Source organism: Curtanaerobium respiraculi (assembly GCF_024609215.1).
GTDB lineage: Bacteria > Actinomycetota > Coriobacteriia > Coriobacteriales > Eggerthellaceae > Curtanaerobium > Curtanaerobium respiraculi.
Window position 1 is genome coordinate 460,495 of record NZ_JANIPD030000001.1, and the last position, 26,624, is coordinate 487,118.

Sequence of the window (26,624 nt, forward strand, 5' to 3'; positions counted from 1 at the left end):
CCTCAGGCTTGCAAACGGATAAATGTTCGATAAAGCCAAAATCACAAAGGCCTGCACCACCAGATATGGTGTGATTGTGCAGGTCTATGGCATCATATAGCGTTCCTAAAATCTGTAAAATCACTCGAATCTGAGGCTTCGACCTACGTTCGTAGGTCATTTGTTGGTCACGTTGTTGGTCAGCGAATGATGCGGAAAACCCAGGTTTGGAGGTTGAAGATGAAGTACACGAGCAGGGGTCTCCGCAGGTGCCGCGGCACCGTGGAGACATCCACCATGTGCGACTACAAGAAGAGCCGCAACTGCATCGCCCGCTACATCGGCAGCATGCGCCTGTGCGATTTGAGGATAGACGACGTGAACGCCTGGATGGCGGAGATGAACGCCGACGGGCTTTCCGCCCGCACCATATCCAAGCGCTTCCATGTATTGAAGCAGACCCTGAAACATGCTCAGGCGTGGACGTGCGCACCGTGGCAAGCTACCTGGGGCGCTCGAACGTTGCCATGACGCTCAACGTGTACGCCGAAGTGGACCCCGACGCCAAGCGCGCCGCGGCCAGCAAGGTGGTTGAGGCGTTCGGGGAAAGCGTGCAGCGCGCCTTCGACCTGGCGGCCCTGGCGGAGCCCGCGCCCGACCTGGAGAGTCCCGGCATCCAAATCACCTTCACCGTGGCCCAGCTGGAGAAGATGCTCGAGGACGCCAGGCGCCGCGAACCGACGCATCCCAAATCAGCCTCGCCGCCGCAGCGCGGGGAGACTTGTCGGGGGATCCCCCGCGCCCCTTGGTTCCTAGCCGCGGATGGTTTCGCTACTTCCTGGATTGCCTATCGAGCAAATCATCGTGGTGGCCGATGTCGAGCAGGACGATGATGGTGTCCCCATCGAAGATGAATGCGATGCGGGTGTCCATGTTCACGCTGCACTCGAAGACTTCGTCGGTCGCCTTGATCTTCTTCATCCGCAGCGACGGGTGTCAGGGGTTGCCGGCGAGCAGGCGGAGCTTGGAGTCCACGGCGCGGCGCTCCCTCTTCGAAAGCTTGCCGTAGCGTTTGACGAAAGTCTTCCCGAAGCTGAGCTTGTACACTACTCCATCGCCCGGTGCAGGGCGGCCAGGGCGTCGTCGATGTCATCGTAGACCACTCCCTTGGATGCCCGGGCCTCGGCGGCTAGCGCTTCGAGCTTTTCAGCCTCTGCCTTCGGGTAGACCACCACGGGCACGAACTTGATGATGCCGTCCTCGGCGTACACTTCGAACATGTCCCCGCGCTCGAGCCCCATCTCCTTCACGACGCTGCTGGGGATGGTCACCTGGGACTTCGCCTTCATCTCCGCGAGCATTCCGATCACCTCCAGAAGTTGGAATGTAGAACTTTCCAACTCATTATAGCAACTGCGGGGAAGGTTTGCATCTTGGCCGTGCGATGTTGGGGAACTGATGCCGAAACGGTCGGTTCGCACGCTCTTGCCCTCCAGGGCCTCGATTTGAAGCTGGACGGCCTTACGGCCCCGCTTCTCTCAAGCTTTTCTTCTTCTCGATGACGCTCCAGTCGTTCCTGGGTTTCCACGGCGCGAAAAATAGCAGAGGGGAGGGCCCTTGTGTCGAAAATAGGAGGGAGCCTCCTAGAAATGGTAGGCAGCCTCCTATTTTTGAGAGTTTCCCTCCCATATCCTCGTTCGGAGAGGCGCGTCCGAAGTGCCAGTTATTTTAGTTATTGATAGTTATATATAGTTATAAGGAACCGGCACAGAGGTTCCAGCAAGGGGGTTTGGAACCGGCAGGGCGGACTACTGGAACCGCTATGCCGGGTGTTGAAAACTCTGGGACCGCCAGAGGGGTTCCAGAGCCGAAAATTCCGCTCGTTTTCGACGGTCCACGTTGCTACAATGTGGTCAAATGTAGGTTCCCATGTTGGTCAGACCAGCAAAAAGGCCAGCGACAAAGCGCTGACCTGGTGTTATTGGTGGAGCATAGGGGGCTCGAACCCCTGACCTCAGGCTTGCAAAGCCCGCGCTCTCCCAGCTGAGCTAATGCCCCGTTATGTTCGCGCCGACCCTTCGATATTAATAAACGCTCCACCGGCAAACTCGGCTCACGGTGGAGCGTTTATCGATAAAATGGTGGGCCCGAATGGATTTGAACCAGCGACCTCACGCTTATCAGGCGTGCGCTCTAACCAACTGAGCTACGGGCCCGCGAAATCGCGCTTCGCTACTTTAACTCGCTTCCTATGATACAGCAAGGGCTTTCTGATAGTATGAAGAAAATTCACGAAAGGAAGTGGGACATGGTTCCCATGTGCGTCAAAACGTTGGTGGTCACGAATCCTCCTCACCCTTCGGTGCTCATGTTGTGCCCGGTTGAGGATTACGGAGAGAAGAGATCGTGCCGCGTGGTTCCGATTTGGATCGGCCCCGCGGAAGCGCGTCAATTGGGGGCCGCCTTGGAAGAAGCCCGCTTCAATCGGCCGATGACCCACGATCTCTTTCTCGATGCCATCACCAACCTCGACGCTTCCGTCGACCATGCGGAAATCGTCGATCAGAAGGGTATCACGTTCTTCGCTAAGCTCTATCTCAGCCAAGGATCGCGCATGATCGCCCTCGATGCCCGACCCAGCGATGCCGTCTCCCTCGCCATCCGAGAAGGGGCGAATGTGCTGATGTCGGAAGATGTCCTCGGACGCGCGTCTTTCCCCTATATCGTGAAAAACGAGGAAGATGACGAAGCTGAAATTGAGGAATTCCATTCTTTCATTGAAGGGCTCACCCCAGACGATTTTGTGCAGTAGCATTCCCCGGTGGCAATTCAGCATGCGGTGGTGAGATCCCACGGGAAGAGCGCCCGCACACGGTTGCCGCGGCGGATCAGTGCGCGATCGAGAGGGGTGCTATGGATAGGGCGGAAGCGTTGCGGGCGCTTGGCTTGGGCGAGGAAGCCACGGCCGATGACATCAAGATCGCCTACCGCGAGACCGCGCAAATCCTGCATCCCGACCGCTTTGCGGGCAACAAGAAGCTGCAGGAGCGTGCGACCGAGCAGTTCAAGAACCTGCAGGAGGCATACGATCTCCTCTCGAAGGGCAGGGCCGCCCCATCTTCGGCGAAAACCCGAGCCGTTTACGGCCGGGTGCAGGAGGTGCATGCCCGGCTCGCCGGAATCGCCGCGGCCCGCGTGCAGCTGCAAGAGCAACGCGATTCCTTCATCGACCGCCGCAAGACCGGTTTGGGTATGTTGGCGGGAGGCTTGTTCGTCGCTCTGCTCGCCCGTCGCATCGTTTGGCTCGCCGGCATCGCCGGGGCCGTCGCCTTTTGGGGCGGATTCGACGCGTATACCGCCCACCGGAGCATCGAGGCGCTCACGAAGCAGCTCAACCATTTGACTAAAGAGAAGAAGCAGCTTCTAGCGGAGCTGGAAGAGATGGAATAATCGGAAGGATCCGAACCGATGAAGCAGGAACACATCCGCAACGTCGCCATCATCGCACATGTCGATCATGGAAAGACGACGTTGGTGGACCAGTTGATGAAGGCAACCAACGTTTTCCGTGTGAATCAGGACGTGGGCGAGCGTGTGCTCGACAGCAACGACCAGGAGCGCGAGCGCGGCATCACCATCCTGTCGAAGAACATCTCCATCAGCTACAACGGAACGAAAATCAACGTCATCGACACCCCGGGCCATGCCGATTTCGGTGGCGAGGTCGAGCGCGTTCTGAACATGGCCGACGGTGCTCTGCTGATTGTCGATGCGTTCGAAGGGCCCATGCCCCAGACTCGGTTCGTGCTGCGACATGCGCTTGATCTGGGTTTGCGCATCGTCGTGGTGATCAACAAGATCGACCGCCCCGGCGCCCGCCCCGACGAGGTGCTCGACGAGGTCTTCGATTTGATGGTCGAGCTGGAGGCCAACGACGAGCAGCTCGATTTCCCCGTGATCTATGCGAGCGCGGTGAACGGGTTCGCACGCTACGAGGCCGATGACGGCAATATGGATATGCTGCCGTTGCTCGACACCATATTGAAGGAAGTCCCCGCACCCGACTGCGAGCCCGACGGTCCCGTCGCCCTGCAGATCTGCACGGTCGACCACAGCAGTTTCGTCGGACGCATCGGGGTCGGCCGCCTGTATTCCGGCACGCTGCATAAAAAGGAATCGGTTCTGGTCATCAAAGCCGATGGGACGCGATACAACACGGTTCTCAAGCAGGTGCTCACATTCGACAAGCTGGGAAAGACCGAGGTCGAGGAGGCGCATGCGGGCGATATCATCGCCGTCGTGGGCGTGGAGGATGCCGACATCGGGGATATGGTCACCAGCATCGATTCGCCTGTCGAGATGGACCCGATCAAGATCGACGAGCCCACCATGGCCGTCGTGTTCCAAGCGAATGACAGCCCGCTGGTCGGTCAAGACGGCGACATCGTGGGCGCTCGCCAGCTGAACGAGCGCCTCGCCGCCGAATCCGAAAGCAACGTGGCAATGCATATCGCCCCCTTGGAGGACAAGAGCGGCGTGGAGGTCGCCGGGCGCGGCATCCTGCAGATCTCCGTGCTGATCGAGACCATGCGCCGCGAGGGCTTCGAGATGCAGGTGGGGCGCCCCCGCGTGATCATCAAGACCGACGAGGCCGGCAACAAGACCGAGCCCATCGAAGAGGCCACGGTGGAGACTCCCAGCGAATACGCTGGCAAATGCATCGAGGTCTTCGGCACCGCCGGCGGCGAGATGACGGACATGGCCACCAAGGGAGAGACGACCCACCTGGTGTTCCGCATCCCCACGCGCGGCACGATGGGCTTGCGCACCAAGTTGCTCAACGTCAGCCGCGGCGAGGCGAATATGTTCCACCGGTTCTTGGAGTATGGCCCGTACCGCGGCGAATTTGCCGGACGCAAGAACGGCGGCATGATCTCCATGTCCACCGACAAAGCGGTCGCCTACGCGCTCGATACCCTGCAACAGCGCGGGCGCCTGTTCGTGAGCCCCGGCGACGAGTGCTACGAGGGCATGATCGTCGGGGAAAGCGCCAAAGAGGGCGACATGGTGGTGAACGTGAGCAAGACCAAGAACCTGGGTAACCAGCGGTCCAGCGGCGCCGATAAAGCGATTCAGCTGACTCCGCCGATCAAGTTCACCCTGGAGGAGGCGCTTGAGTACATCGAAGACGACGAGTTGGTGGAAGTGACGCCGAAGAACATCCGCTTGCGCAAGCGCATCCTCGACACGACCGCCCGCAAGAAGGCTGCTAAGAACAAGTAACCCGCGCCGCCGGCAGCCTCCTGAAAAACCATCATCATCGGATCCTTCGCCGTTCGAAAGCGTTGCTCCCGGTGTCTGCCGAAGCGCAGCCGGTCATCTTCAACAAGGAACCGGTTGCTTTTTTCCGTTGCGAAAACTTTCAGCAAGCCCGGGCGCATCCTTCTGCATGCTTCTTCCACCGCGCAAAGTCCAGGTGTCGTGCGCGACGCGTGTGGCCAATGATGGTCACGTCGAATCATTCTAAATATCATGCCGGAAGTTGGTATCAGAGCGCGCGTTCCCTGCGTTGGTGCTTATGTTCGTTGTGGCGGTCATCGGGGTTTCTGCACACATACGAAATAGTTCGTAACACGGGCCTTGATTAGGTATAGTATCGCAAGTGGAATGCAATCCCGTGTGAAAGGACACTCACCATGTGCACGAACGGCGTCAATACCGGACAATTTTCCATGATGCTCGAGCAAATCGATGACCAGATCGCTCTCGAGCGCCGATGGGTTCACAAGCTCGCCCACACCGCAGGCAACGCCGGCTTCGCCCAGACCGATGAGAAGCTCCATCAGATCCAGGAACTTCTGGATGACGCTCGCGCGCTCATCACCGACGCGAAGGACGCGCTGGAAGAGGATGCCGAGAGCAGCAGCGGCGTGACCGTGAACCTGGTGTAGTGTGTCGAGCGATCTGATGCGGTTCTCCGTGGCGATGCCGGAGGACCTTCTCATGCGGTTCGATCAGCTGGTCGCGCGCCGTGGCCTGGCGAAGAACCGCAGCGAGGTCGTGCGCGACCTGGTGCGCGAAGCGCTCATCGAGGAGGATTGCGACAGTCCGGGAGCCGAGGTGATGGGCACGCTGACCATCGTGTTCAACCACCACGAGCATGATGTGCGCGAGAAGCTTGATATGATCCAGCACGACCATTTCGATGACATCATCTCATCCACGCATGTGCACATCGACGCGCATACGTGCTTGGAGGTGATCATCATGCGTGGCGAGACCTCCGAGGTCCAGAGGATCGCGAACGTGATTCTGGGCACGAAGGGCGTGCACAACGGCAAACTGGTGCTCACCAGCACCGACCCCGGAGCGGCGATCGAGACCACCGCGGGACGCGTGTACGTGAGATAAGGCGATTGCGGCGGAGCATCGACGCCGCCGCGCTTTTGAAAGGAAGCACCGTGGACGACAAGGTTCTGCTCGGGCATGGCAGCGGCGGCAGCATGATGCGCCGCATCATCGACGAGGTATTCTTCGCGGGCTACGGGAACGATGACCTCGCCACCGGAAACGATGCGGCGGACCTTCCCTCTTCCGCTCCAGGTGAGCGCATCGCGTATTCTTCTGACAGTTTCGTGGTAACGCCGCATTTCTTCCCCGGCGGCGACATCGGGCATTTGGCGGTCTGCGGCACGGTGAACGACGTCGCGACCAGTGGGGCGGTGCCAAAATACCTGTCCAGCAGCTTCATATTGGAAGAGGGCTTCCCCATGGAAGACCTCAAGCGCATCGTGGAGAGTATGCGGCAAGTCGCCGCCGAAGCGGGCGTCGAGATCGTGACCGGCGACACCAAGGTGGTGAACCGAGGACATGGCGACGGGGTGTACATCAACACGAGCGGCGTGGGGTTCATCCCGGCCGGCCGCCGTTTGGGCGGGCAATACATCGAGCCAGGCGACAAGGTTCTGGTTTCGGGCACCCTGGGCGACCACGGCATCACGATCATGAGCTGCCGAGAGCAGTTGAGCTTCCAGGCGGACCTGCAAAGCGATGCCGCGCCTTTGAACCAGCTGATAGAAGAAGTCCTTTCGGCGGCGCCCGGCACCCGCTGCTTCCGCGATCCCACGCGCGGCGGCTTGGCAAGCACCTTGAATGAGCTTGCCGAGCAGAGCGGGGTCGATATGATCGTCGAAGAGGATGCGGTTCCGGTGAAGGGTGCTGTCCGCGGCGCCTGCGAGATGCTCGGCTACGATGTTTTTCAGGTTGCCAACGAAGGCAAGATGGTGGCGGTGGTTCCGGCTGCCCAAGCCGATGCCGCACTTGCCGCCATGCGGGCAAATAAGTACGGTTCCGATGCCGCGGTGATCGGGGACGTTGTAGAAAGCGATCCCTCGCGCGGTACCCGCGTGAGCATCCGCACGAATTTCGGGAGCGTGCGCATCCTAGATATGCTGGTGGGCGAGCAGCTCCCGCGCATCTGCTAACGAGCCTTCCGACTCCGCCAAGTTGAAATACCAAACACCACGGGTGCTTCGCCTTCGCGAGGCACCCCTTCTGTTTCGTCGTGCATTACCGAATTGTTCCCAAATAGCCCTTGCAATGCTGGCTGGTAATGTTATCTTGCAACCGCACAAGCGGTTAGTGGAGAAGCAAGCCAAGCTACCCGCCATACCTATATAGGAGGTCAACATGTCACATCCCGTTATTAGCACTGATGATTGCGTAGGTTGCGGCATCTGCGTGGATGCTTGCCCGCAAGGCGTACTCGATGTGCCTGCCGGCGTCGCCGAGGTCGTGAACGAGGAAAGCTGCATTGCATGCGGCAACTGCCTGGAGGAATGTCCCATGGGCGCGATTCAGGAGATCGTGGAAGACTAGCATTGCATATCATAAGCGTGTCGCAAGGGCCTCGGGATCAACGCCGAGGCCCTTTCCTTGTGCGCCTGCAAGAGCGCCTTCTGGCGGGTGCTTCTTTCCTGGAGCCCGGACCCCTTCGCCACATCTTCACGCTTGGGTTTTTCTCAACCGCTCTCTTTTCGATAGAGGGGATGCGTTCTGCCCCCGGATGCTCGGCTCTCTCCGCTTCTCGGAGGCCATGACCTGCCCAGTTCCCCGCAAGCTTTCGGGAAAATGACAAGATGGTGTCAAGCTCCGAAGGAAATTTGACACGATATGACTCAGATTTTATAGTGCGAACTAGTGAAAAACCACTACGGACCTAGCAGGCAACTGAAAGGATATAAGGACATGGCAAAAATTATCGGCATCGACTTGGGCACCACCAATTCGGCGATGGCCGTCATGGAGGGCACCGAGCCCGAAATATTGGTCAACGCGGAGGGCGACCGCACGACCCCTTCGGTTGTCGGCTTCCGCAAGGACGGCGAGCGCGTGGTCGGCAAGGCGGCCAAGAACCAGGCAGTCACCAACCCCGAGAACACCGTCTCGTCCATAAAGCGCTTCATCGGCCGCAGCTTCGGCGAGACCACCAGCGAGCAGAAGACCGTATCCTACAAGCTGAAGAACGGCAAGGATGGGCGTGCGGTCGTCGATATCGACGGCAAGGACTACATGCCCGAGGAGATTTCCGCCATGGTGCTGCAGAAGCTCAAGAGCGACGCGGAAAAGCAGGTAGGCGGCACGATCACCCAGGCTGTCATCACCGTGCCCGCGTACTTCAATGACGCGCAGCGCCAGGCGACCAAAGATGCTGGCAAAATCGCCGGCTTGGAGGTCATGCGCATCATCAACGAGCCGACGGCGGCCGCGCTCGCCTACGGACTGGACAAGACGAGCAAGGACGAGAAGGTACTGGTGTTCGACCTGGGCGGTGGCACGTTCGATGTGTCCGTTCTGGAACTGGGCGATGGCGTGTTCGAGGTCTGCTCCACTTCCGGCGACAACCACCTAGGCGGCGATGACTGGGATCAGCGCGTCATCGACTGGCTCGCCGACAAGTTCAAGACGGACAACGGTATCGACCTGCGCAGCGACAAAATGGCCCTGCAGCGGTTGAAGGAAGCTGCCGAAAAGGCGAAAATTGAGCTTTCCAGCACCACGCAGACCAACATCAACCTGCCCTTCATCACGGCGGATGCCAGCGGTCCGAAGCACCTGGACTACACGCTTACCCGCGCCGAATTCGAACGCATCACCCGCGACCTGTTGGAGCGCTGCAAGCAGCCGGTCCAACGCGCTCTTTCCGATGCCGGCCTTTCCGTGGGCGAAGTCAACGAGGTTCTGCTGGTGGGCGGCTCCAGCCGTATGCCCGCCGTGCAGGATTTGGTGAAGACCATCACCGGCAAGCAGCCCAACATGTCCGTGAACCCCGACGAGGTCGTCGCCATGGGCGCGGCCGTCCAGGGCGGCGTGCTGGCGGGCGATGTGGAAGGCATCCTCCTGCTTGACGTCACGCCGCTGTCCTTGGGCGTCGAGACCATGGGCGGCGTCATGACGAAGATGATCGACCGAAACACCACGATCCCCACGCGCAAGACCGAGATCTACTCCACCGCTGCCGACAACCAGACCAGCGTTGAGATCCACGTCCTGCAGGGTGAGCGCGAGATGGCGGCCGACAACAAGACGCTGGGCAAGTTCCAATTGTCCGGCATCCCGGCAGCCCGCCGCGGCATCCCGCAGATCGAGGTCACCTTCGACATCGACGCCAACGGCATCGTGAACGTGTCCGCGAAGGACCTGGGTACGGGCAAGCAGCAGCAGATCACCATCAGCGGCAGCACGGCGCTGTCCGATGACGAAGTGGACCGCATGGTGAAGGATGCCGAGAGCCATGCCGAGGAAGACGCGAAGCGCAAGGAAGAGGTCGAGGCGCGCAATAACTGCGACAGCTTGGTTAACGCGACCGAGCAGACCCTGCGCGATCTGGGCGACAAGGTGCCGGCCGACACCAAGAGCACCGTCGAATCCGCGCTGCAGCAGGCGAAGGATGCGCTTGCCGGAACGGATATCGAGGCCGTCAAGAGCGCGATGGAGGGGCTGCAGCAAGCCGGCTACAAGCTGAGCGAGATCGTGTACAGCCAGCAGCAAGCGTCTCCCGACGCAGGTGCCCAGCAGGCTCCCCAGCAGAGCAGCGACGGTCCCATCGAGGCCGACTACGAAGTCGTCGATGACGATTCCAAGGGTGATAAGTAATGACCGAAGAAGCCAAGGAAAAAACCGAAGAGGCGACCGAGCGCACTCCTGCCGCTGAAGAGGTTGATCCCCAAACTTCTTCCCTTGAGGATGAGCCCGCAGCGGCCGATACTGCCGCGGACGAGGCAACCGAAGATGCCGCCCCGGAGGATCAAGTCGCCAAAGCCTGTGCCGAGGCAGCCGATTGGCAGGACAAGTTCATGCGCTTGCATGCGGAGTGGGATACCTACCGCCGCCGTACGAATGAGCAGCGCGCCGAAGAGAAAAAGCGCGCGACCGAGAAGCTGGTCGAGGATTTGATCCCCGTGCTCGATGACTTCGAGCGCAGCGTCGACTTCGCCGAGAAGAACGGCGAGGAGGGCCTGCTCGAAGGCGTGCAGAAGGTCCACGCCAAGTTCGTGGATGCCCTGCTGAAGCATGGAGTCGAGGTCATCGATCCGGTGGGCGAGGAATTCAACGCGCTGGAAGCCCGGGCGGTGGCGACGGTGGAGAATGCCGATGTGCCCGATGAGACGGTCGAAGAGGTCTATCAGAAGGGCTACAAGATGGGCATCAAGGTAATCCGTTCGGCCATGGTGACCGTTGCGGTCGGCGGGCCGAAGCGCGAGAAGCCGGAGACGGACGGGGATTAACCTTCGCTGCAAGAGAGATGTGTGGCAGGCGGGCTGGCGCAGAAGCGCTCGGGCCCGCCTGTTCGGTGAAGAAAGCGAAGCCGTGCCATCCTGTTGCGTGGGGCGGCACGTGCGACAATCAAGAGAGGTGAAACGTTATGGCTGGTATCCCCGACTACTACAAGACGCTGGGCGTTTCACGCGACGCCACGACCGACGAGGTGAAGAAGGCATACCGGAAGAAGGCGCGCACGGCGCACCCCGATGCCGGAGGCGACGAGGAGGAATTCAAGAAGATCAACGAAGCCTACGAGGTGCTGGGCGACGAGAAGAAGCGCAAGCTGTACGACCAGTACGGCACCGCGGATGCCAACCGCATCCCCAACGGTTGGGGCGGACAAGGTTTCAATGTGAATATGGGCGGCTCGGGCTTCGGATCCTGGGCGGACATCCTGGATAGCATCCGCAAGGGCGAAGGCGCCTTCGGCGGCAGTTGGGATATGAGCGATATTTTCGCCGGAATGGGTGGAATGGGCGGCCAGGCGGCACAGCCGCGCCCCCAGAAGGGCCGCGACGTCAACGTGACGCTCGACGTGACCTTCGACGAGGCATTCCGCGGTGCGACCAAGCGCGTGACCGTGCGCGTGCCGGGCACCACAGGCCCGGAAACGTTCGACTGCAATGTACCGGCCGGCGCGGTTGACAACGGGCGCGTTCGCTACACGGGCAAGGGCGAGCCGGGAACCAACGGCGGCGCGGCGGGCGATCTGCTCATCACCACGCACATCAAGCCTCACAAGCTGTATGCGCGCAATGGTGCCGACGTGTTGATGGACCTTCCCCTCTCCCTCGACGAGGCGGTACTGGGTGCCAACGTCGAGATCCCCGCTCCCAACGGCTCGCGCGTGCGCCTGAAGGTGCCCGCCGGCACGCAGGACGGGGCCGTGCTGAAGGTGCGCGGGGCGGGTGCCCCCAAGGTGAAACGCACGGGCACGGGCGACCTGCTCGTCACCGCCCAGGTCCGGATCCCCAAAGAGGTCAACGACAGGCAGCGCCAGGCTCTCGAGGCGTTCCGCGCTGCAAGCGATAAGAAGGTGAGATCGTGGTAGCAAGCGACAGAGATGAACCGCTGTACATGATTTCCGTGGCGGCGAAGCTGGCGGGCGTCCATCCGCAGACCCTTCGCTCGTACGAGCAGAAGGGGCTGGTCACGCCGCAGCGCACCAGCGGCAATACGCGCATGTACTCTCAGACCGACATCGAGCGGCTCGAGTTGATAAACGAGCTGACGGGCGAGGGGATCAACCTTGCGGGCGTCATCCGCATCCTCGACCTGAAGGGCCGTTTGGAAGAGCGCGATTCCGACATCGACATGCTGCACAAGAAAGTGCGGCGCCTGGCGGATCGCGTGCATGAATTGGAAACGCGAGAGTCGGTGACGAGCTTGGTTATGTCAACCGGAACCGCTCTCCGTCGGCTTCCGTAGGCAGCGGGTCGGGAATCCCGCCGTCTCGAAGGAGGTAGCAGATATGAATATGGGAAATTTGCAGAAGTTGGCCATCACGGCGCAGGAGGCGCTGCAGAACGCGCTCTCCATCGCCAGCGATGCGCAGGCTGCCCAAGCCGAGCCGATCCACCTGCTCAAGGCACTGCTTGATTCGCAGGAGAACAACCTGAGCGCTATCGTGAAGCGTATCGGCGCCGATGCGGGTCAGCTGCGCCGCAATGTCGATGAGAAGGTTGCCTCGCTCCCGAAGGTGAGCGGCGGGGGCATCATGGGCATCAGCGGCGCGCCCAGCATGCAGCTGATGAACGTGCTCGACAACGCGGTCAAGGCGGCCGAGAAGATGGGTGACAGCTATGCCACCAGCGAGCATCTGCTCATTGCGCTCGCCAGCGACAACGGCGACGCGGGCAAGCTCTTGTCCGCCGCGGGTGTCACGCGGAAGAACATCGAAGAGGCCTACGACGACCTGCGCGGGGATACGCGCGTGACCGATCAGACCGAGAAAGCCCAATTCGAGGCGTTGGAAAAGTACGGGCAGAACCTGACGCAGCAAGCGCGCGAGGGCAAACTCGATCCGGTCATCGGCCGTTCGGAGGAGATTCGCCATACCGTGCAGGTGCTCAGTCGCCGCACGAAGAACAATCCCGTCCTCATCGGCGAGCCCGGCGTCGGCAAGACGGCGATCGTCGAGGGCCTGGCCCAGCGCATCGTGCAGGGCGACGTTCCCAGCAGTTTGAAGGACCGCGACATCATCGCTCTTGACCTGGGGTCGATGATGGCCGGAGCGAAATATCGTGGCGAATTCGAAGACCGCTTGAAAGCGGTCCTGCGCGAGGTGAAGGACTCGAACGGGCAGATCATCCTGTTCATCGACGAGCTCCACACCATCGTCGGCGCGGGCGCATCCGGCGACAGCAGCCTGGATGCCGGCAACATGCTCAAGCCGGCTCTTGCCCGCGGCGAGCTGCATGCCATCGGGGCCACCACGCTTGACGAATACCGCAAGTACATCGAAAAGGACGCGGCCCTGGCGCGGCGCTTCCAGCCGGTGGTCGTGGGCGAGCCGTCGGTGGAGGACACCATCGCCATCCTCCGCGGCCTGAAGGAGAAATACGAGATCCACCACGGCGTGCATATCACCGATAGCGCCCTGGTTGCCGCCGCCGAGCTCTCGAACCGCTATATCAGCGACCGGTTCCTGCCCGACAAGGCGATCGATTTGATGGACGAGGCCGCTAGCCGCCTGCGCATCGAAATCGACAGCAAGCCCGAGGACATCGACCGTGCCGACCGCAAGTACACGCAGATGCAGATCGAAGAGCAGGCGCTGATGAAGGAGGACGATCCCGCCAGCCAGGAGCGCCTCGTGGAGTTGCGCCAGCAGATGGCGGAAGCAAAGGAAAAACTCGATGCCCTGAATGCGGAATGGCTCAACGAGAAGGATGTCATCGTTCGCGTCCAGGAGCTGAAAGCCCAGATCGATGCCGCGCAATCCGAGGAGGATCGCGCGACGCGCGAAGGCGACCTGTCTCGGGCATCCGAAATCCGCTACGCGCGCATCCCGGAGCTGAAGCGCCAATTGGAGGCTGCGGAAACCGAGGTCTCGAAGAAAGAGCAGGAGGGCGCCATCCTGAAGGAGGTCGTGGGCGAAGAGGAAGTGGCAGACGTGGTCAGCGCATGGACCGGCATCCCCGTCTCCAAGATGATGCAGGGCGAGATGGCGAAGCTCGTTGACTTGGAGGCCAAGCTGCACGAGCGCGTCGTGGGGCAGGACGAGGCGGTGAACGCGGTCGCCGGCGCCATACGCCGAAACCGCGCAGGCCTTTCCGACCCCGATCGCCCCATCGGCAGCTTCTTGTTCCTGGGCCCCACCGGCGTGGGCAAGACGGAGCTTGCGAAGGCGCTCGCCGAGTACCTGTTCGACACCGAAAAGGCGATGGTGCGCATCGACATGTCAGAGTACATGGAGAAATTCAGCGTGCAGCGTCTGATCGGTGCGCCCCCGGGGTACGTGGGCTACGACGAGGGCGGGCAGCTGACCGAAGCGGTGCGGCGCCGCCCCTACAGCGTGATTCTGCTCGACGAGATCGAGAAGGCGCATCCGGATGTCTTCAACATCCTGCTGCAGGTGCTCGACGACGGCCGTTTGACCGACGGACAAGGACGAGTGGTGTCGTTCAAGAACTCGATCGTCATCATGACCAGCAACGTCGGAAGCCAGTATATCCGCGAGTTCGCCGAGAACGGCAACGAGAAGCAGATGCAGCAGGCGATCGACGGGGCGCTGCGCAGCACGTTCAAGCCGGAATTCCTGAACCGCATCGACGACATCGTGGTGTTCAAGAGCTTGTCGCTGGACGATATCGAGCCGATCGTCGAGCTGCAGCTGAACGACGTGCGCAACCGCCTGGCCGACCGACGTATCAGGCTGGTGGTGGGACCCGCCGCCGTGCAGCATCTCAGCTTGGATGGCTACGACCCCGTGTTCGGCGCTCGCCCGCTGAAGCGCCTGATCCAGCGCGAGATCGTCGACCGCATCGCCAATGAGATGGTACGCGGGAACGTTATGGAGGGGGCAACCGTGGTCGTGGACGTGGACGATCGGCTCGGGTACGAATGCACGGTCGAGAATCCGAAGGACAAGGTGCCCCTGCTGGAAGGCTAACAGGTGCGGCCGTCTTCCCGCTGGGAGGACGAGAGGCGTTCCGCGTTTTTTCGGGATGGCGGCTCCACGCGATGCACTGCCCTCGAGGCCCCGGGTGCTCCATTGCCCGAGTTTTTCGATGCAGAGCCTATGCGTGGGCCGCCGTCTCACGCGCTGCTTGCCGGGTTGAGCTCCCACCTTTAGGGCGTTCATCTGGATAATATCAGCGGATGTGTTGACCTGGGGGCATCGGAGAATTACTTTATGGAGACGGACATTCCCAGGGAAAGAGAAGCCATGCCAACGGAAGCCCCGCTGCCTCCCGCCAACAGCGCTGGCGAACGGATCGCCATCATCGTCGATTCGTGTTGCGACGTTCTGCCTTCGTACCTCGAGAAGTACCCCTTCTTCGTTATACCGGTTATGCTCAATTATCCCGATCGCAGCTATCTCGACCGGGTGGACATCACGCCGGCGGAAGTGTACGCGCGGTTCCCGGATGAGATTCCAAAGACCAGCACGCCAACGCCCGCGCATGTGCACGATATGTTCGAAAAAGTGGTTGCCGCAGGTTACACGCACGCCATCTGCGTGAACATGAGCAGCGCGCTTTCAAGCACGGCAGCGGTGATGGAGGCGGTCGCGGTTGATTATCCGCAGCTCACGTGCGCGGTCATCGACACGCTCAATATCGGCATCGGAGCGGGAATCAACGCCATGTACGCCGCCGAGCTGATGGAGCGCGGCCTCCTCTTCGCGGACATCGTTGAGATTTGCCGCGATATCGTTCCCGCGACGCGAATATTCATCATTCCCAACGGGTTGGAATATCTGCACAAGGGCGGGCGCATCAATTCGACCGTGTACCAGTTGGGCACCATGTTGAACTTGTGCCCCATAATCACGTGCGACACGAACGGCTATTATGCGGTGTGCGGCAAGGCGCACGGTAGGAGGAAAGCGCTGAAGAAGGCATTCGACCTTGCGAAGAAGGCTGTGGTGCCCGATGCGAAATTCCGTGTGGTCATGGCCCAAGGGGCGGCGGAGGAAGATTACCGTCCGCTGTTCAACAGCCTGCCCGACGAGTTTCCCGATGCGACCGAATATATCGACGGGCTTGATTTGAGCCCAGCGCTGGTGGTGCATACCGGGCCCGGCCTCATCGGCATCGTGGTTCAGAATTTCGCGTAGGCGGGGCTTCCGGAAGCCGGTGCGAACCAAGCTCGTGGAATGCGAAATGCGAAAATGCGGATTCGATTCGTTGAGCCTATAATTCGCCCATGGGGTATTACGTCTATATCGTCCGGTGCGAGGACGCATCGCTGTACACGGGCATCACCACCGATGTGGCGCGTCGCATGGCCGAGCATCGGTCGCAAGCGGCACCGGGCGCGAAGTACACGCGCATGCGCAAGGTGATCGCGCTGGAAGCGCTCTGGAAGGCGCCCGACCGGATGGCGGCGAGCACGTCGGAATACCGGATCAAACAGTTGAGGCGCGCGCAAAAGCTCGCGCTGGTGGAACATCCCGAACGCGCCGATGCGGTCGCCTTCCCCAAATTCGACGAGGCGGCTGCGAAGAAGGGCGCTCCAGGAACGTTTCGCGTGTTCGAGCCGGCGTCGGAGGAAGAGTGCAATTTCCTGTGGAACGAGGCGATTTCTCGCGATCGGGGATGATGGCGCTGCCCCGGGTCTGCACCCCCGTCTGTCCTCGGTCGCAGTGATGCAATGACGCCGGTAACTCCTCAAAATAACCGCAACACTCGGGGGCGGTTTATTCCTCGAGGTCAGTGCAACGGAATTGCCAATTGCCCGAATCAAACGTTCTGCGATCTTACAGCGACGTTGCAACGACGTTGAAATGTGCTGTTTGTGAAACATGAAGTCTCCCTTGTACAATGATATGCAAGGGAGTAGTCTATTGCTCTGCCTATTCGAAAGGCGCCTCATAGTGCGGGGTGGAGCAGTCTGGTAGCTCGTCGGGCTCATAACCCGAAGGTCGGAGGTTCGAATCCTCCTCCCGCGACCAAAAAACGATTGACCTGCTGAAATGCAGGTCAATTTTTTTATGCGGGGGAATTTTTCAACCGAAAAAGTTTACCCCGCAGCCCGTTTTCGGGCCTTACGAGAGGGGTCTGGGAGCCGTCGAAATCGCGGTTTCCAGGCCCCTTTTATTCTTTCCAGGGATAACCTCGCGGGGGAATTCGGGGGGAATCTTCTCGAGGTCATGGGGAAATCTGGGGGTATCGCGGTACCAGCGGGGGGAATCGAAAAACCAACCCGCGTCGCGTCAAAACACCTTCGAAAGCGCGAAAACCGGGCGATTTCCCCGCGCTTGAGCCCCTTCCCGGGTCGACCGAGAAGGAGTGCAACCGCTCCGCTCGCCGCCCCCGTGTATGTGAATTGGATGGCTAATGGACGTAGAGAACCCTAGCGGACTATCCGCGTTTTCCGCGACTTGCCGCCATTCACCTCAGCCTGTAAAACCCCTTGTCATCGAAGCGACGTCTCCGCAACCGCTCATCGCGGGGCGTCGGAACGCAACCACAAGGAGGTATATCGATGCAACAGAAGACGGTCGCGCCCTACGGCGCGAGCTAGATACCGAACCCCTACATGCCCTTCGGTGCGACCTCAGGGTTCGCGCCCCTCGCCGACGACGCCGGCGTCTACCTGCCCACAGGCCCAGGCGACGCGCAGCGCATGGAGCTTCTGAACATGCCCGGCGACGGCTCGGACGTGTGGCTCGACGTGAGGAGCGTACAGCTCTACCTGCAGATCTCCAACACGTCCATCTACAAGCTCATCCACGCCGGCGAGATTCCCGCCGTGAAGCTAGGCGCCAAGACGATCCGCGTGAACCGCAGGGCGCTCGAGGAGTACCTGCAGCGCGCGCAGGAACCGCTCTCCGCCTGCGAAGACGGGGACGGCGCGCTATGAGGCGAACCGCCCCGGCCGGCCCGAGGCGGGCAGACGCGAAAGCCGCGGAAGGCGTAGCATTCGACATGCCCGGCGGCACCGTGCCCGACGCTCGTGCCCATGCCCGCGCGGCCCTTGCGACGCTCCGGAAACGAGGCGGCAATGGCGGCAGATAATCGCAGCATGGAACACGAGAACGGGACGCTCGTCCTCCTGAAGGACTTCTACAACGTGAGGGAGGTCGCAGCGCTCCTGCACTGGAGCAGAGGTCGCGTCTACGCGATGGCGGAAAGGGAGGTGGATCCGTTGCCGATCAGGCGTTTCGAAGGCAGGAAGAGGAATTTTCTCATCCAGCGCGACGAGCTCATCGACTGGTACGACCGGAACTTCCTCTACCTGCAGGAGGACGGCCTGGATTAGGCGCCGACCGAAGGAAGACCATGATGGCAAGCGACGGCTCGAAAGACGAGTTCGTCGTGGTGCATCGCTTCATGATAAAGGAACTCGGCCTGAAGGGCGCGACCCTCCTCGTCTACGCGAGGGTGTACGGGTTCTGCGAGAAGAGCAAGCGGGATTTCTACGAGAGCAAGCCCAAAACCGCCGAGTTCCTAGGCATATCCGAGAGAACTGTATTCCAATCAATCAAGGAGCTCGTCGACAGGGGCTTGATCCGCGAAGTAGGGATCCACGAGCTCGGGGTAGGTCGAAGCACCAAGGTGTACCGCATCGCGCAGACGTCCGCCGTCGAGGTCGAAGACCAGACGGACGAGCGGACGCATGCCATGCGGGAGACCGAGAACCCTGCCACCGACGATGCCCACGGCGCGAAGCGGAACGCCCCTGAAGGGCCTGCACCTGAGAATCCTTCAGGGGGCTTGGGCCGGCATGAAGAAATCTCATGCGGCGGCGCAACTCCCCATGAAGAAAACGCATGCGGAGCGGCTGCGCCCCCTGAAGATTCCTCATGCCAACCCCTGCGCGATGTTCACCCGATAAGAAAGTCAGAGAACAGGGAGTTCATAGGAGAGGACCTTTGATATGCCCGACGATATCGACGAGGAATTCAGCTACATAACGCCGGAAGAGGCAAAGCAGCGGGGTCTCAACGCCCCGAAGGGCGATGACGAGTGCCCCTGGTGCGGCCGGAGGCTCGAGGCGAGAGGGGTCATCCTGAACGGCCGCGTCGCCTGGGTTTCGAGAGAACGCTGCGGTTGCGAAGGCGAGATGCGCGCGGAGAAAGCCGCCGAAGCCCGCGAGGAAGCGGCCAAGGAACGGGAGCGCAAGTCGAAGCTCGTCCGTGCCGGAGTCAAGAAGCGCTACATCGACGCGAAGGTCGACACCGCGGAAACGCAGGCGTACGTCGAGCGGTTCGGGTCCGACGAGGGACGCGGGCTCTACATCCACGGCGATGTCGGTACGGGAAAGACATACCTTGCAAACGCGCTCGCCCGCGTTTTCATAACAGCGGGCTACAACGTCGTGCTCACGACGGCCATCGAGATGCTCGGGAGCATACAGGACACCTACGGCAACGAGGACTCGACGGCGGTCGCCGTGCAGCGATACAGCAAGTGCGACGTGCTGATCCTGGACGACCTCGGGAAGGAGTCCGGGTCGTCGTGGTCGGTGTCGACGCTCTTCCAGATCATCAACCACAGGTACGAGGCGATGCGACCGCTCATCGTCACATCCCAATACGACCTCGCGACCCTCGAGAAGAGGATCGCCCGCCGCGGCGAGCGCGAGAGCGCACGCGCCATCGTGTCGCGCCTCGGGCAGATGTGCCACGACGTCCACCTGGCAGGGGGCGACCGTCGGCGCAGGTGAATGTGTAGTCCAGGTGGCAAATGAACGAGGGGAAACGCAGGGAACCGTAACGCACTTCCGGTGCCTTCACACCCTCCCGCACATCATCTATAAAGGCGTCGAGACGCGCCATCGGCGAAGCCGGCGGTGCGCCAGCGCGCCCAGGCAAAACACGCACCTCGCGCGCCAACGTGAAAGCAGCCGGTCTTCCACCTTCACCCCGCCGGCTGCCAGATGCAGAGGAGCGCGCCCTCCAAATCCCACAGGACGCGCCGCAAGCGCACCGCGCCGTCTCAAACTGGGCACCGCGTCCGAAAGGGGCGCGGCGCCCGCCAAACGGCTGGCGGCTTCGAGCCCGGTTCGGTCGTCGGAGAGAAGGCCGGGACATCTTGTCCCATCGATTCAACAAGGACACCGCGGAAGGTGGAGGTGGGACAAAACGTCCCACCGGAGCGAGGAGGCGGATGATGGCAAGCGATTTCGGCGACGACGCGGGCGGCGAGCTGTACAACTGGCTGCTGAGGATAGGGCAAGACGCGGGCGAGAAAGCGATGCGCGACGCCGCCGGCAAGCTGTCGAGAGCCCTGCGCAACATGCGAAGCGGAGCAGAGCAAGCCGACGAGGCAAATCCCGAAACCGGGAAGACGCCCCGCTGGGCAAAGCTCGACATGGCAGAGATCGACGCCCTGCCCGACGCCGCAGGCGCCCGCCGAGCGCTATCGGAGCGCATGGACGACGCGGGCGTCGGGTACGCCTTCGTCGGGGACCCCGGGACCGGCACCAGCTACCTGCTCTTCAGGACCGAGGACGCCCCCAGGCTGTACAGCTGCATAGACGAGCTGCTCGAGGAGATCGGCTCGCAGGCCGATGCCGCCGCAGCGGAAATCTCCCGCGAGAGCGGCGAGCGTACCGCGGAAAGGGACCGCGAGGGCGCGACCCCCGCCCACGACCGTGCCAAGGAAGACCCCGACAAGGAGCCGCTCGAGAAGCGGGCGCGCGAAGCGAAGGAGGCCTCGGAGCAGCTGGAGAACGAGCGCGGCGCCAAGGTGCATGAGCGCGAACCCAGGTTCCAGGAGGTCAGGGGCAAGTGATGAGGACATCACTTCCGAAACTGTCGGTCACCATAGCCCTGTCCGCCGCGGCGTTCGCCGCCGCGGACGCCTACGCCGGATGCCTTCTCTCGATGCCCGGCCAGCCGGTGGAGAACCTCACCGCGGCGCTCGAGGCGCTGCCCGGATGGCTCGCATCCGGAAACGCCCTCTCGATGCAGGCGGGGCCGCTCGCAGCGGGCGTCGTCGCAGCCTGCGCCGTGTGGATCGCATGGGCTTACAGCCTCATCCGAGAGGGAAACTTCCGCTCCGGCGAGGAGCACGGAAGCGCCAAGTGGGGCACGAGGCGGCAAGGGCGGAAGTTCATGGACCCCCGCAGCGCCTCCAACAACATCATCCTCACGAAGCACTACGGCATGGCGATGTCGCGCGCACGCCATTCGCGCAAATACGACAGGAACCGCAACGTGCTCGTCATAGGCGGCTCTGGCGCGGGGAAGACGCGCGGCTACATAGAGCCCAACATCATGCAGATGAACGCGAGCTACTTCGTCACCGACCCCAAGGGAACGACCGTCGTCAACCTCGGGTGGATGCTCGAGCACAACGGCTACGACGTGAAGGTCTTCGACACCATAGACTTCGCCCATTCCGCGCACTACAACCCCTTCGCCTACCTGCGCGACGAGACCGACATCCTCGAGTTCGCCGAATGCTTCATAGGAAACACCACCGGCGACAAGGAGCACGCAGGCGACCCGTTCTGGGAGAAGGCGGAGCGGCTGCTCTACGTCGCGCTCATCGGCTACCTCGTGTACCACTGCCCAGAGGAGGACAGGTCGTTCTCTGGGCTCGTGACCCTGCTCTCGCTGGCGAAGGCCAAGGAGGGCGACGAGGACTACATGAGCCCGCTCGACCTGCTCTTCGAGAGGGTGAGGACGGGAAGGAAGTACGTCCGGACCGGCGAGGCCCCGGACCCCTACGACTACGGCGGCAAGGGGGCCTACGGAGGGGCGCAATCCGGCTGGAGCTGGGTGAAGGTCGGCGAGCCCGTCGACGTCGACAAGGACTTCAGCCTCCTCCACTACAAGATGTTCAAGGACGCAGCGGGTAAGACCCTGAAGTCGATCCTCATCAGCTGCAACACGCGCCTCGAGCCAGCCGCCATCCCGCAGGTCAGGGAGGTCCTCTCCCGCGACGAGATGGAGCTCGACTGCCTCGGCGACGAGGATAGGAGGATCGCCGTGTTCGCGATCATGTCCGACACGCGAAAGACCTACTCGTTTTTGCTCGCGATCATGATGTGGCAGACGATGAACATACTTTGCGACAAGGCATTCGCCGAGCACGGGGGGAGCCTGCCAACGCCCGTCACCTTCCTCTTCGACGAGTTCGCCAACATCGGGAAGATCCCCGACATCGAGTCGATGGCCGCCGTCGTGCGCAGCCGCAACATGTCGATCTCGATCGTGCTGCAGTCGGTGGCGCAGCTGCAGGCGAACTACAGCGACGAGACCGCCCAGACCATCATCGACTGCTGCGACACCACGCTGTTCCTGGGCGGGAAATCCAACGAGACCAACCGGGACATATCCGAGATGGTCGGAAAGGAGACGGTCTCGATCCTCACGTTCAACGAGAGCCGCGGGACCATGAGCTCGTCGACGCGCAACTGGAACGTGGTCGAGCGCGACCTCATCCAGGCCGCGGAGGTCGGCAAGATGCCCCGCGACGAGGCGATCGTTCTCATAGCGGGCACCGACCCGCTGCGCGACGCCAAGTACGACATCGAGAGGCATCCGAAGTGGAAGGAGGTGCACCCCGGGCACGCGGGCGCGATCTGCGAGCCGTACAAGCCGGGAACGAACAAGGGGAAATGAGATGAACGGGACGGCCACGCAAGGCGCCTAGGCCGACGGGAGCTTCCACCCTCCCGGGGGCTGCCGTCCCAGATGCAAAGGAGCGCCCCGAGGGGGCTCCGGATAAGATTCTACCAGCAAGGGCGGGCCTTCCACACCCATTCCGCCCGAAGATGCAAAGGAGACAAGCGAAAAATGCTTTCCAACATCATCAGCCTCGTATCGGGGTGCGTAACATTCCTCGGCGGCTTCCTCATCGTATGGGGCGCCGTCTCGCTCGGCCTCGCGATCCGCGAGCAGCAGGGCGGCGCTCAGATAGCCAGCGCCATCTCCACCATCGCCGGCGGCGCGATCATCGTGGCGGCGGCCGTGTACTTCGGGATGCTCGACACATCCTGGCTCCCGGCGTAAGGGGGTCGAGGATGCTCAGCGTATCAGTGCACAAGGACATCGGCGAGTACACCGAGAAGGTCGTGGGCAAGCTCTCGGCCCGCACGCTCGCCTGCACTTCCGGCGGCCTCGCCGCCGCGGTCGGCGCGGCGGCGGTCGTCTACTTCGGATTCGGCATCCCCGTCGCAGACGCGACCCTGCCCGTCATGGCGTGCTCCATGCCGTTCTGGCTGGCCGGCTTCTGGCGGCCGAAGGGGCTTACCGCCGAGAAGTTCGTACCCCTCTACCTCGGGCACGCCTTCGGCGACGGCAAGCTCGCCTATTCGACGGGCTTCACGACCGAGGCGAAGGGCCTGCTCGAGACCCTGGCGCAGAAACCCGACCGCAGATCGCGCAGGAAGGCCAAGCGGAAGGGGGCGGAGCTCCATGAGCCGAGCAAGGCGTAGCAAGCAGGCCGACGGCGAAGAGAAGCGGCCCGCAAGGAGACCGGCGCGGGCGTCGCTCGACCGGAGGGTGAGGGAGCAGGAGAAGGAGCTGTCGACTCTCAACGAGTCGCGCAGGCGGCGCCGCGCGGCGGCGAAGGACGTCTACAACGCGATAGGCTTCGACGCGATGTACAGGGACGGCATCTGCCAGGTCGAGGAGGGCCTCTTCAGCCAGACCATAGCCTTCGACGACATCAGCTACCAGAGCGCCCGCGAGGAGAACCAGCAGGCGATCTTCTCCGCCTACTGCCAGCTCTTCGACTACTTCGGCGCCGAGAGCTGCGTGCAGCTCTCCGTCGTCAACACCCCGATACCCGCCTCCGAGATCGGCCGCAAGCAGTTCTTCCCCGTATCGGACGGGGACACGGCGGAATACGCGCGGGAATACAACAGGATCCTCAACGACAAGATGCGCGAGGGCGTGTCGAACCTCGTGCGCGAACGCTACCTCACGTTCGCGACAGGGGCCAAGGACGTCGACGCGGCGGTGCCCAAGCTCGCGCGCATGCGCACCGACGCCATCCAGACGCTCAACAAGATCCGCAGCAGCGCACGCGTCCTCGACGGCGAGGAGCGCCTGAGCGCCATCAACTCGGTGCTGCGCCCGGGAAAGCCCTTCACGTTCTCGTGGGACCAGATCGGGGCGAGGTCGGGGCTTCGTTCGAAGGACTCCGTCTGCCCGACATCGCTCGATTTCAAGCCCGAGGGCTCGGGCACGTGCTACCGCTCCGAGGGAGCCTGGTGCCAGGTGCTCGCCTTCACGAGGTTCGGAAGCGAGCTCACCGACAGGTGCCTGGCGGACGTCATCGACCTGCCGATGCCCCTCAACGTCACATTGCACGTCCAGGCGATCGACAAGGCGAAGGCCGTCGCCTTCGTCAAGAAGCGCCTGGCGTGGATGGACAAGGAGATCATCGACGAGCAGATGAGCGCCGTGAAGAAGGGCTACGACTTCCAGATCCTGCCGAGCGAGCTCAAGTACTCCAAGGAGGAGGCCGAGGACCTGCTCGACCACCTGCAGAACAAGAACCAGAGGCTCTTCGTCTACACCGGGCTCGTGTTCACCTGGGCGGAGACCCGCAGGGAGCTCGACGACCAGGTGCTCCAAATCGTGTCGACCGGTCGGCGCAACTCGATAGAGATAGGGACTCTCGACTACCGACAGCGGCAGGGAATGAACTCGGTCCTGCCGCTGGGGCATAACCACGTCGAGGTGTCCCGCATGATGACGACCGCGCAGGTCGCCATCCAGATGCCGTTCGCCACCCAGGAGCTCGCACAGGGGGGCGGCGGCTACTACGGGCAGAACAAGCAGTCGAGCAACCTGGTGCTCTGCAACCGCAAGCGGCTCGCGAGCCCCATGGGCTTCGTCGCGGGCAAGCCTGGAAGCGGCAAGTCGTTCTCCGTCAAACGCGAGATAGAGAACACGATACTGGCGTACCCGGAGGACGAGGTCATCATCCTCGACCCGGCGGGAGAATACTCGCCCGTCGTCACCGGCAGCGGCGGCGAGTCTATACGCTTCGCACCGGATTCCGGCACGCACCTCAACCCCTTCGACCTCTCCGACGTGGCCCACCAGTCCACGGCCGCACAGATGGCCTTCAAGATCGACGCGTTCCTGGCGCTCTCGTCCGCGACCATGGCGGAAGGGTCCCAGGGGCTTCCCGAGGCAGACAAGTCCATCATCAGCCGCTGCGTCGAGCTCGCCTACGCATGCTGCGCGGACGAGGGGCGGCTGCCGCTGCTGGGCGACTTCCACGCGATACTCCTCGAGCAGCCCGAGATCGAGGCGCGCGACATCGCGCTGCGCTACGAGCGCTACGTCAAGGGCGCGCTGTCGTTCTTCAACCACCCCTCGAACGTGGCCTTCGAGAGGCGCATAACCAACATCGACTTCAAGGACCTCTCGGAGAACATGCGCGCTTTCGGCATCATCGCGGTGCTCGAGACGGTGCGCAACCGCATGTACTACAACTTCGAGCGCGGCGTGACCACCTGGCTCTACATCGACGAGGTGCAGAGCCTGTTCGGGCACCCCGCCATCATCAGCTACTTCAGCAAGTTCTGGGCCGAGGGCCGCAAGTTCAACCTCATCTGCACGGGCATCACGCAGAACAGCGTGTACATGCTCGACCACGAGGAAGCCCGCAACATGGTGCTCAACTCCGACTTCATCCTGCTGCACAAGCAGTCGCCGGTCGACCGCAAGGCATGGGTCGACCTCATGGACCTCTCGGCCCAGGAGTCCGGCTACATCGACGAGTCGGTCAAGGCCGGCGAGGGGCTGCTCATCGCGGGCGGCGCCCGCATACCCATAAAGGACGACTTCCCGAAGGGGGCGCTCTACGACCTCTTCAACACCAAGCCCGAGGAGATCGCGGCGCTCAAGCGCGCAAGCGGCTTCGCCGAGAACGCACGGCGCCGCGCGAGAGAGCGCGAGGGGAAGAAGTGAGCGCCCTCGCGAAAAAGGACGTGACCGTGCCCGCCGAGGGCATGAGCTGCATCCGCGTCGGCAGGACCGAGGCGACGGAAACCGGCGACGTGCGCCCGCAGGACATGACCCGCGCGCTCACAGAGGGCGCGGGAGGCCATGCAAGCAAGGGAAAGGACTCACCTTCCAAGCAGAGCGCCGCCGCAGCCGTGAACCGCAGGACGCAGCTCCGCTCCCATGCGAGCCAGCTGGCCGTCGAGACGGCGCTCGACGAGGCCGAGGAGGCGGACGACTCCGACGGCACCCGCGACGCGCGGGACGGCGCGGAGAACGCCGTGCGAGCCTGGCGGACGATCGGCGCCAGGGGACGCAGGGAATCGGACTCGGGTTCCACAGTAAAGAGCCGCAAGGGATCCAAGGCGACGAAGGAAGCAAAGGCCGAGGCCGCCCGACGGAAGGCCCAGGCGCAGGCGAGGGCGCACGCCGAGGCACGGGTGCGCGAGCGGGCGGCGGCCACGGCAGCCAAGGAGGCCGCGCGCACCGGGGGAACCGAGGCGGCGCTCGCGGGCGGGACGTCTGCGGCGGCGCCCATAGCGGGCGTGCTCGCGGCGGTCGTCCTCGTGGTCGTGCTCGCGCTCGCCGCCAGCCAGGCCATGAGCGCGCTCTTCGGCTTTTGGGACAACGAGGCGCAGGCCCAGGCGGCCAACAGCCTCGGCCTTCCTCCCTACATCACCTCCGAGATGGTGGAGGCGGCGCTGGAGTGCCAGGAGGAGTACGGGCATCCCGC

At 62.4% G+C, this 26,624-nt stretch carries 26 protein-coding genes, 3 tRNA genes and 1 pseudogene; 26 read left to right on the plus strand and 4 right to left on the minus strand.

Going from position 1 to position 26,624, the window contains the following annotated elements:
• Window positions 1-219 precede the first annotated feature (219 nt).
• A complete protein-coding gene (locus tag NOV21_RS01970) occupies window positions 220-510 on the plus strand; it encodes a site-specific integrase (RefSeq protein ID WP_283169965.1) in 291 nt (96 codons plus the stop codon).
• 300 nt (window positions 511-810) lie between these two features.
• On the opposite strand, the gene NOV21_RS01975 is transcribed toward NOV21_RS01970, so the two are convergent.
• The 4 genes from NOV21_RS01975 to NOV21_RS01990 form a co-directional block, all read right to left on the minus strand.
• Window positions 811-960 (minus strand): hypothetical protein, encoded by a 150-nt coding sequence (locus NOV21_RS01975; RefSeq protein ID WP_283169966.1) that lies wholly within the window; start codon window positions 958-960, stop codon window positions 811-813.
• Between the two features lie 125 nt (window positions 961-1,085).
• On the minus strand, window positions 1,086-1,340 hold the full coding sequence (locus NOV21_RS01980) for an AbrB/MazE/SpoVT family DNA-binding domain-containing protein (protein ID WP_283169967.1): 255 nt from the start codon (window positions 1,338-1,340) through the stop codon (window positions 1,086-1,088).
• Between the two features lie 621 nt (window positions 1,341-1,961).
• Window positions 1,962-2,037 (minus strand) — tRNA-Ala (locus NOV21_RS01985).
• Between the two features lie 81 nt (window positions 2,038-2,118).
• Window positions 2,119-2,195: transfer RNA gene (locus tag NOV21_RS01990), tRNA-Ile, on the minus strand.
• A 152-nt stretch (window positions 2,196-2,347) separates the two neighbouring features.
• Here NOV21_RS01990 and NOV21_RS01995 point away from each other — a divergent pair.
• The 25 genes and pseudogenes from NOV21_RS01995 to NOV21_RS02115 form a co-directional block, all read left to right on the plus strand.
• A complete protein-coding gene (locus NOV21_RS01995; RefSeq protein WP_283171750.1) occupies window positions 2,348-2,791 on the plus strand; it encodes a bifunctional nuclease family protein in 444 nt (147 codons plus the stop codon).
• A 101-nt stretch (window positions 2,792-2,892) separates the two neighbouring features.
• A complete protein-coding gene (locus NOV21_RS02000; RefSeq protein WP_283169969.1) occupies window positions 2,893-3,429 on the plus strand; it encodes a J domain-containing protein in 537 nt (178 codons plus the stop codon).
• 18 nt (window positions 3,430-3,447) lie between these two features.
• Window positions 3,448-5,262 carry a translational GTPase TypA gene (gene typA / locus NOV21_RS02005; RefSeq protein ID WP_283169970.1) on the plus strand — a complete coding sequence of 605 codons (1,815 nt, stop codon included), beginning with the start codon at window positions 3,448-3,450 and terminating at the stop codon, window positions 5,260-5,262.
• A 413-nt stretch (window positions 5,263-5,675) separates the two neighbouring features.
• Entirely contained in the window at window positions 5,676-5,930 is a 255-nt protein-coding gene (locus NOV21_RS02010) for a dynein gamma chain protein (RefSeq protein ID WP_283169971.1), read from the plus strand.
• A 16-nt stretch (window positions 5,931-5,946) separates the two neighbouring features.
• Complete coding sequence (gene nikR / locus NOV21_RS02015; protein ID WP_283169994.1) at window positions 5,947-6,390, plus strand: nickel-responsive transcriptional regulator NikR; 444 nt, start codon at window positions 5,947-5,949, stop codon at window positions 6,388-6,390.
• 50 nt (window positions 6,391-6,440) lie between these two features.
• On the plus strand, window positions 6,441-7,463 hold the full coding sequence (hypE, locus tag NOV21_RS02020) for a hydrogenase expression/formation protein HypE (RefSeq protein WP_283169972.1): 1,023 nt from the start codon (window positions 6,441-6,443) through the stop codon (window positions 7,461-7,463).
• A 205-nt stretch (window positions 7,464-7,668) separates the two neighbouring features.
• Window positions 7,669-7,857: an ATP-binding protein gene (locus tag NOV21_RS02025; protein ID WP_283169973.1), complete on the plus strand. Its 189-nt coding sequence runs from the start codon at window positions 7,669-7,671 to the stop codon at window positions 7,855-7,857.
• Between the two features lie 369 nt (window positions 7,858-8,226).
• On the plus strand, window positions 8,227-10,134 hold the full coding sequence (gene dnaK / locus NOV21_RS02030; RefSeq protein WP_283169974.1) for a molecular chaperone DnaK: 1,908 nt from the start codon (window positions 8,227-8,229) through the stop codon (window positions 10,132-10,134).
• Window positions 10,134-10,766: a nucleotide exchange factor GrpE gene (locus NOV21_RS02035; protein ID WP_283169975.1), complete on the plus strand. Its 633-nt coding sequence runs from the start codon at window positions 10,134-10,136 to the stop codon at window positions 10,764-10,766. Before dnaK ends, NOV21_RS02035 begins: the two co-directional genes overlap by 1 nt.
• 137 nt (window positions 10,767-10,903) lie before the next feature.
• On the plus strand, window positions 10,904-11,854 hold the full coding sequence (locus tag NOV21_RS02040; protein ID WP_283169976.1) for a DnaJ C-terminal domain-containing protein: 951 nt from the start codon (window positions 10,904-10,906) through the stop codon (window positions 11,852-11,854).
• A 26-nt stretch (window positions 11,855-11,880) separates the two neighbouring features.
• Window positions 11,881-12,231, plus strand: a complete 351-nt coding sequence (locus NOV21_RS02045; RefSeq protein ID WP_428978382.1) for a heat shock protein transcriptional repressor HspR — start codon at window positions 11,881-11,883, stop codon at window positions 12,229-12,231.
• Window positions 12,232-12,274: 43 nt separating this feature from the next.
• Window positions 12,275-14,917, plus strand: coding sequence for an ATP-dependent chaperone ClpB (clpB, locus tag NOV21_RS02050; protein ID WP_283169977.1), 2,643 nt, complete (start codon window positions 12,275-12,277; stop codon window positions 14,915-14,917).
• Window positions 14,918-15,193: 276 nt separating this feature from the next.
• Window positions 15,194-16,087 carry a DegV family protein gene (locus tag NOV21_RS02055; RefSeq protein ID WP_283169978.1) on the plus strand — a complete coding sequence of 298 codons (894 nt, stop codon included), beginning with the start codon at window positions 15,194-15,196 and terminating at the stop codon, window positions 16,085-16,087.
• Between the two features lie 89 nt (window positions 16,088-16,176).
• Entirely contained in the window at window positions 16,177-16,572 is a 396-nt protein-coding gene (locus tag NOV21_RS02060; protein ID WP_283169979.1) for a GIY-YIG nuclease family protein, read from the plus strand.
• A 275-nt stretch (window positions 16,573-16,847) separates the two neighbouring features.
• A tRNA-Met gene (locus NOV21_RS02065) sits at window positions 16,848-16,924 on the plus strand.
• A 587-nt stretch (window positions 16,925-17,511) separates the two neighbouring features.
• Window positions 17,512-17,835 (plus strand): helix-turn-helix domain-containing protein, encoded by a 324-nt coding sequence (locus NOV21_RS02070; RefSeq protein WP_283169980.1) that lies wholly within the window; start codon window positions 17,512-17,514, stop codon window positions 17,833-17,835.
• Between the two features lie 141 nt (window positions 17,836-17,976).
• Window positions 17,977-18,234 (plus strand): helix-turn-helix domain-containing protein, encoded by a 258-nt coding sequence (locus NOV21_RS02075; RefSeq protein ID WP_283169981.1) that lies wholly within the window; start codon window positions 17,977-17,979, stop codon window positions 18,232-18,234.
• A gap of 20 nt (window positions 18,235-18,254) precedes the next feature.
• The gene (locus NOV21_RS02080) at window positions 18,255-18,851 is read left to right on the plus strand and encodes a helix-turn-helix domain-containing protein (RefSeq protein WP_283169982.1); all 597 of its coding nucleotides are present in this window, start codon (window positions 18,255-18,257) and stop codon (window positions 18,849-18,851) included.
• A 1-nt stretch (window position 18,852) separates the two neighbouring features.
• Window positions 18,853-19,641 (plus strand): ATP-binding protein, encoded by a 789-nt coding sequence (locus tag NOV21_RS02085; protein WP_283169983.1) that lies wholly within the window; start codon window positions 18,853-18,855, stop codon window positions 19,639-19,641.
• Window positions 19,642-20,084: 443 nt separating this feature from the next.
• The gene (locus tag NOV21_RS02090; protein ID WP_283169984.1) at window positions 20,085-20,711 is read left to right on the plus strand and encodes a hypothetical protein; all 627 of its coding nucleotides are present in this window, start codon (window positions 20,085-20,087) and stop codon (window positions 20,709-20,711) included.
• Complete coding sequence (locus NOV21_RS02095) at window positions 20,711-22,549, plus strand: VirD4-like conjugal transfer protein, CD1115 family (protein WP_283169985.1); 1,839 nt, start codon at window positions 20,711-20,713, stop codon at window positions 22,547-22,549. The genes NOV21_RS02090 and NOV21_RS02095 overlap by 1 nt, the downstream gene beginning before the upstream one ends.
• A gap of 174 nt (window positions 22,550-22,723) precedes the next feature.
• Window positions 22,724-22,939 (plus strand): hypothetical protein, encoded by a 216-nt coding sequence (locus NOV21_RS02100; protein WP_006362318.1) that lies wholly within the window; start codon window positions 22,724-22,726, stop codon window positions 22,937-22,939.
• Between the two features lie 11 nt (window positions 22,940-22,950).
• Window positions 22,951-23,364: a PrgI family protein gene (locus NOV21_RS02105; protein WP_283169986.1), complete on the plus strand. Its 414-nt coding sequence runs from the start codon at window positions 22,951-22,953 to the stop codon at window positions 23,362-23,364.
• Window positions 23,345-25,858 carry a VirB4-like conjugal transfer ATPase, CD1110 family gene (locus NOV21_RS02110; protein WP_283169987.1) on the plus strand — a complete coding sequence of 838 codons (2,514 nt, stop codon included), beginning with the start codon at window positions 23,345-23,347 and terminating at the stop codon, window positions 25,856-25,858. The genes NOV21_RS02105 and NOV21_RS02110 overlap by 20 nt, the downstream gene beginning before the upstream one ends.
• Window positions 25,855-26,624, plus strand: a pseudogene (locus NOV21_RS02115) (hypothetical protein); the annotation flags it as partial. The gene NOV21_RS02110 and the pseudogene NOV21_RS02115, both read left to right, overlap by 4 nt.

Bases quoted from the DNA above. Each gene is read 5' to 3' on its own strand.
- NOV21_RS02045 (WP_428978382.1), top strand. From the start codon at position 11,881: ATGATTTCCGTGGCGGCGAAGCTGGCGGGCGTCCATCCGCAGACCCTT.
- NOV21_RS02070 (WP_283169980.1), top strand. From the start codon at position 17,512: ATGCCCTTCGGTGCGACCTCAGGGTTCGCGCCCCTCGCCGACGACGCC.
- NOV21_RS01995 (WP_283171750.1), top strand. From the start codon at position 2,348: ATGTTGTGCCCGGTTGAGGATTACGGAGAGAAGAGATCGTGCCGCGTG.
- NOV21_RS01970 (WP_283169965.1), top strand. From the start codon at position 220: ATGAAGTACACGAGCAGGGGTCTCCGCAGGTGCCGCGGCACCGTGGAG.
- NOV21_RS01975 (WP_283169966.1), bottom strand. From the start codon at position 960: ATGAAGAAGATCAAGGCGACCGACGAAGTCTTCGAGTGCAGCGTGAAC.
- NOV21_RS02055 (WP_283169978.1), top strand. From the start codon at position 15,194: ATGCCAACGGAAGCCCCGCTGCCTCCCGCCAACAGCGCTGGCGAACGG.
- NOV21_RS02110 (WP_283169987.1), top strand. From the start codon at position 23,345: ATGAGCCGAGCAAGGCGTAGCAAGCAGGCCGACGGCGAAGAGAAGCGG.
- NOV21_RS02080 (WP_283169982.1), top strand. From the start codon at position 18,255: ATGATGGCAAGCGACGGCTCGAAAGACGAGTTCGTCGTGGTGCATCGC.
- NOV21_RS02075 (WP_283169981.1), top strand. From the start codon at position 17,977: ATGGCGGCAGATAATCGCAGCATGGAACACGAGAACGGGACGCTCGTC.
- NOV21_RS02105 (WP_283169986.1), top strand. From the start codon at position 22,951: ATGCTCAGCGTATCAGTGCACAAGGACATCGGCGAGTACACCGAGAAG.
- NOV21_RS02000 (WP_283169969.1), top strand. From the start codon at position 2,893: ATGGATAGGGCGGAAGCGTTGCGGGCGCTTGGCTTGGGCGAGGAAGCC.
- NOV21_RS02085 (WP_283169983.1), top strand. From the start codon at position 18,853: ATGCCCGACGATATCGACGAGGAATTCAGCTACATAACGCCGGAAGAG.
- NOV21_RS02040 (WP_283169976.1), top strand. From the start codon at position 10,904: ATGGCTGGTATCCCCGACTACTACAAGACGCTGGGCGTTTCACGCGAC.
- NOV21_RS02025 (WP_283169973.1), top strand. From the start codon at position 7,669: ATGTCACATCCCGTTATTAGCACTGATGATTGCGTAGGTTGCGGCATC.
- clpB (WP_283169977.1), top strand. From the start codon at position 12,275: ATGAATATGGGAAATTTGCAGAAGTTGGCCATCACGGCGCAGGAGGCG.
- dnaK (WP_283169974.1), top strand. From the start codon at position 8,227: ATGGCAAAAATTATCGGCATCGACTTGGGCACCACCAATTCGGCGATG.
- NOV21_RS02090 (WP_283169984.1), top strand. From the start codon at position 20,085: ATGATGGCAAGCGATTTCGGCGACGACGCGGGCGGCGAGCTGTACAAC.
- NOV21_RS02010 (WP_283169971.1), top strand. From the start codon at position 5,676: ATGTGCACGAACGGCGTCAATACCGGACAATTTTCCATGATGCTCGAG.
- nikR (WP_283169994.1), top strand. From the start codon at position 5,947: ATGCGGTTCTCCGTGGCGATGCCGGAGGACCTTCTCATGCGGTTCGAT.
- NOV21_RS02095 (WP_283169985.1), top strand. From the start codon at position 20,711: ATGAGGACATCACTTCCGAAACTGTCGGTCACCATAGCCCTGTCCGCC.
- typA (WP_283169970.1), top strand. From the start codon at position 3,448: ATGAAGCAGGAACACATCCGCAACGTCGCCATCATCGCACATGTCGAT.
- NOV21_RS02100 (WP_006362318.1), top strand. From the start codon at position 22,724: ATGCTTTCCAACATCATCAGCCTCGTATCGGGGTGCGTAACATTCCTC.
- NOV21_RS02060 (WP_283169979.1), top strand. From the start codon at position 16,177: ATGGGGTATTACGTCTATATCGTCCGGTGCGAGGACGCATCGCTGTAC.
- NOV21_RS02035 (WP_283169975.1), top strand. From the start codon at position 10,134: ATGACCGAAGAAGCCAAGGAAAAAACCGAAGAGGCGACCGAGCGCACT.
- NOV21_RS01980 (WP_283169967.1), bottom strand. From the start codon at position 1,340: ATGCTCGCGGAGATGAAGGCGAAGTCCCAGGTGACCATCCCCAGCAGC.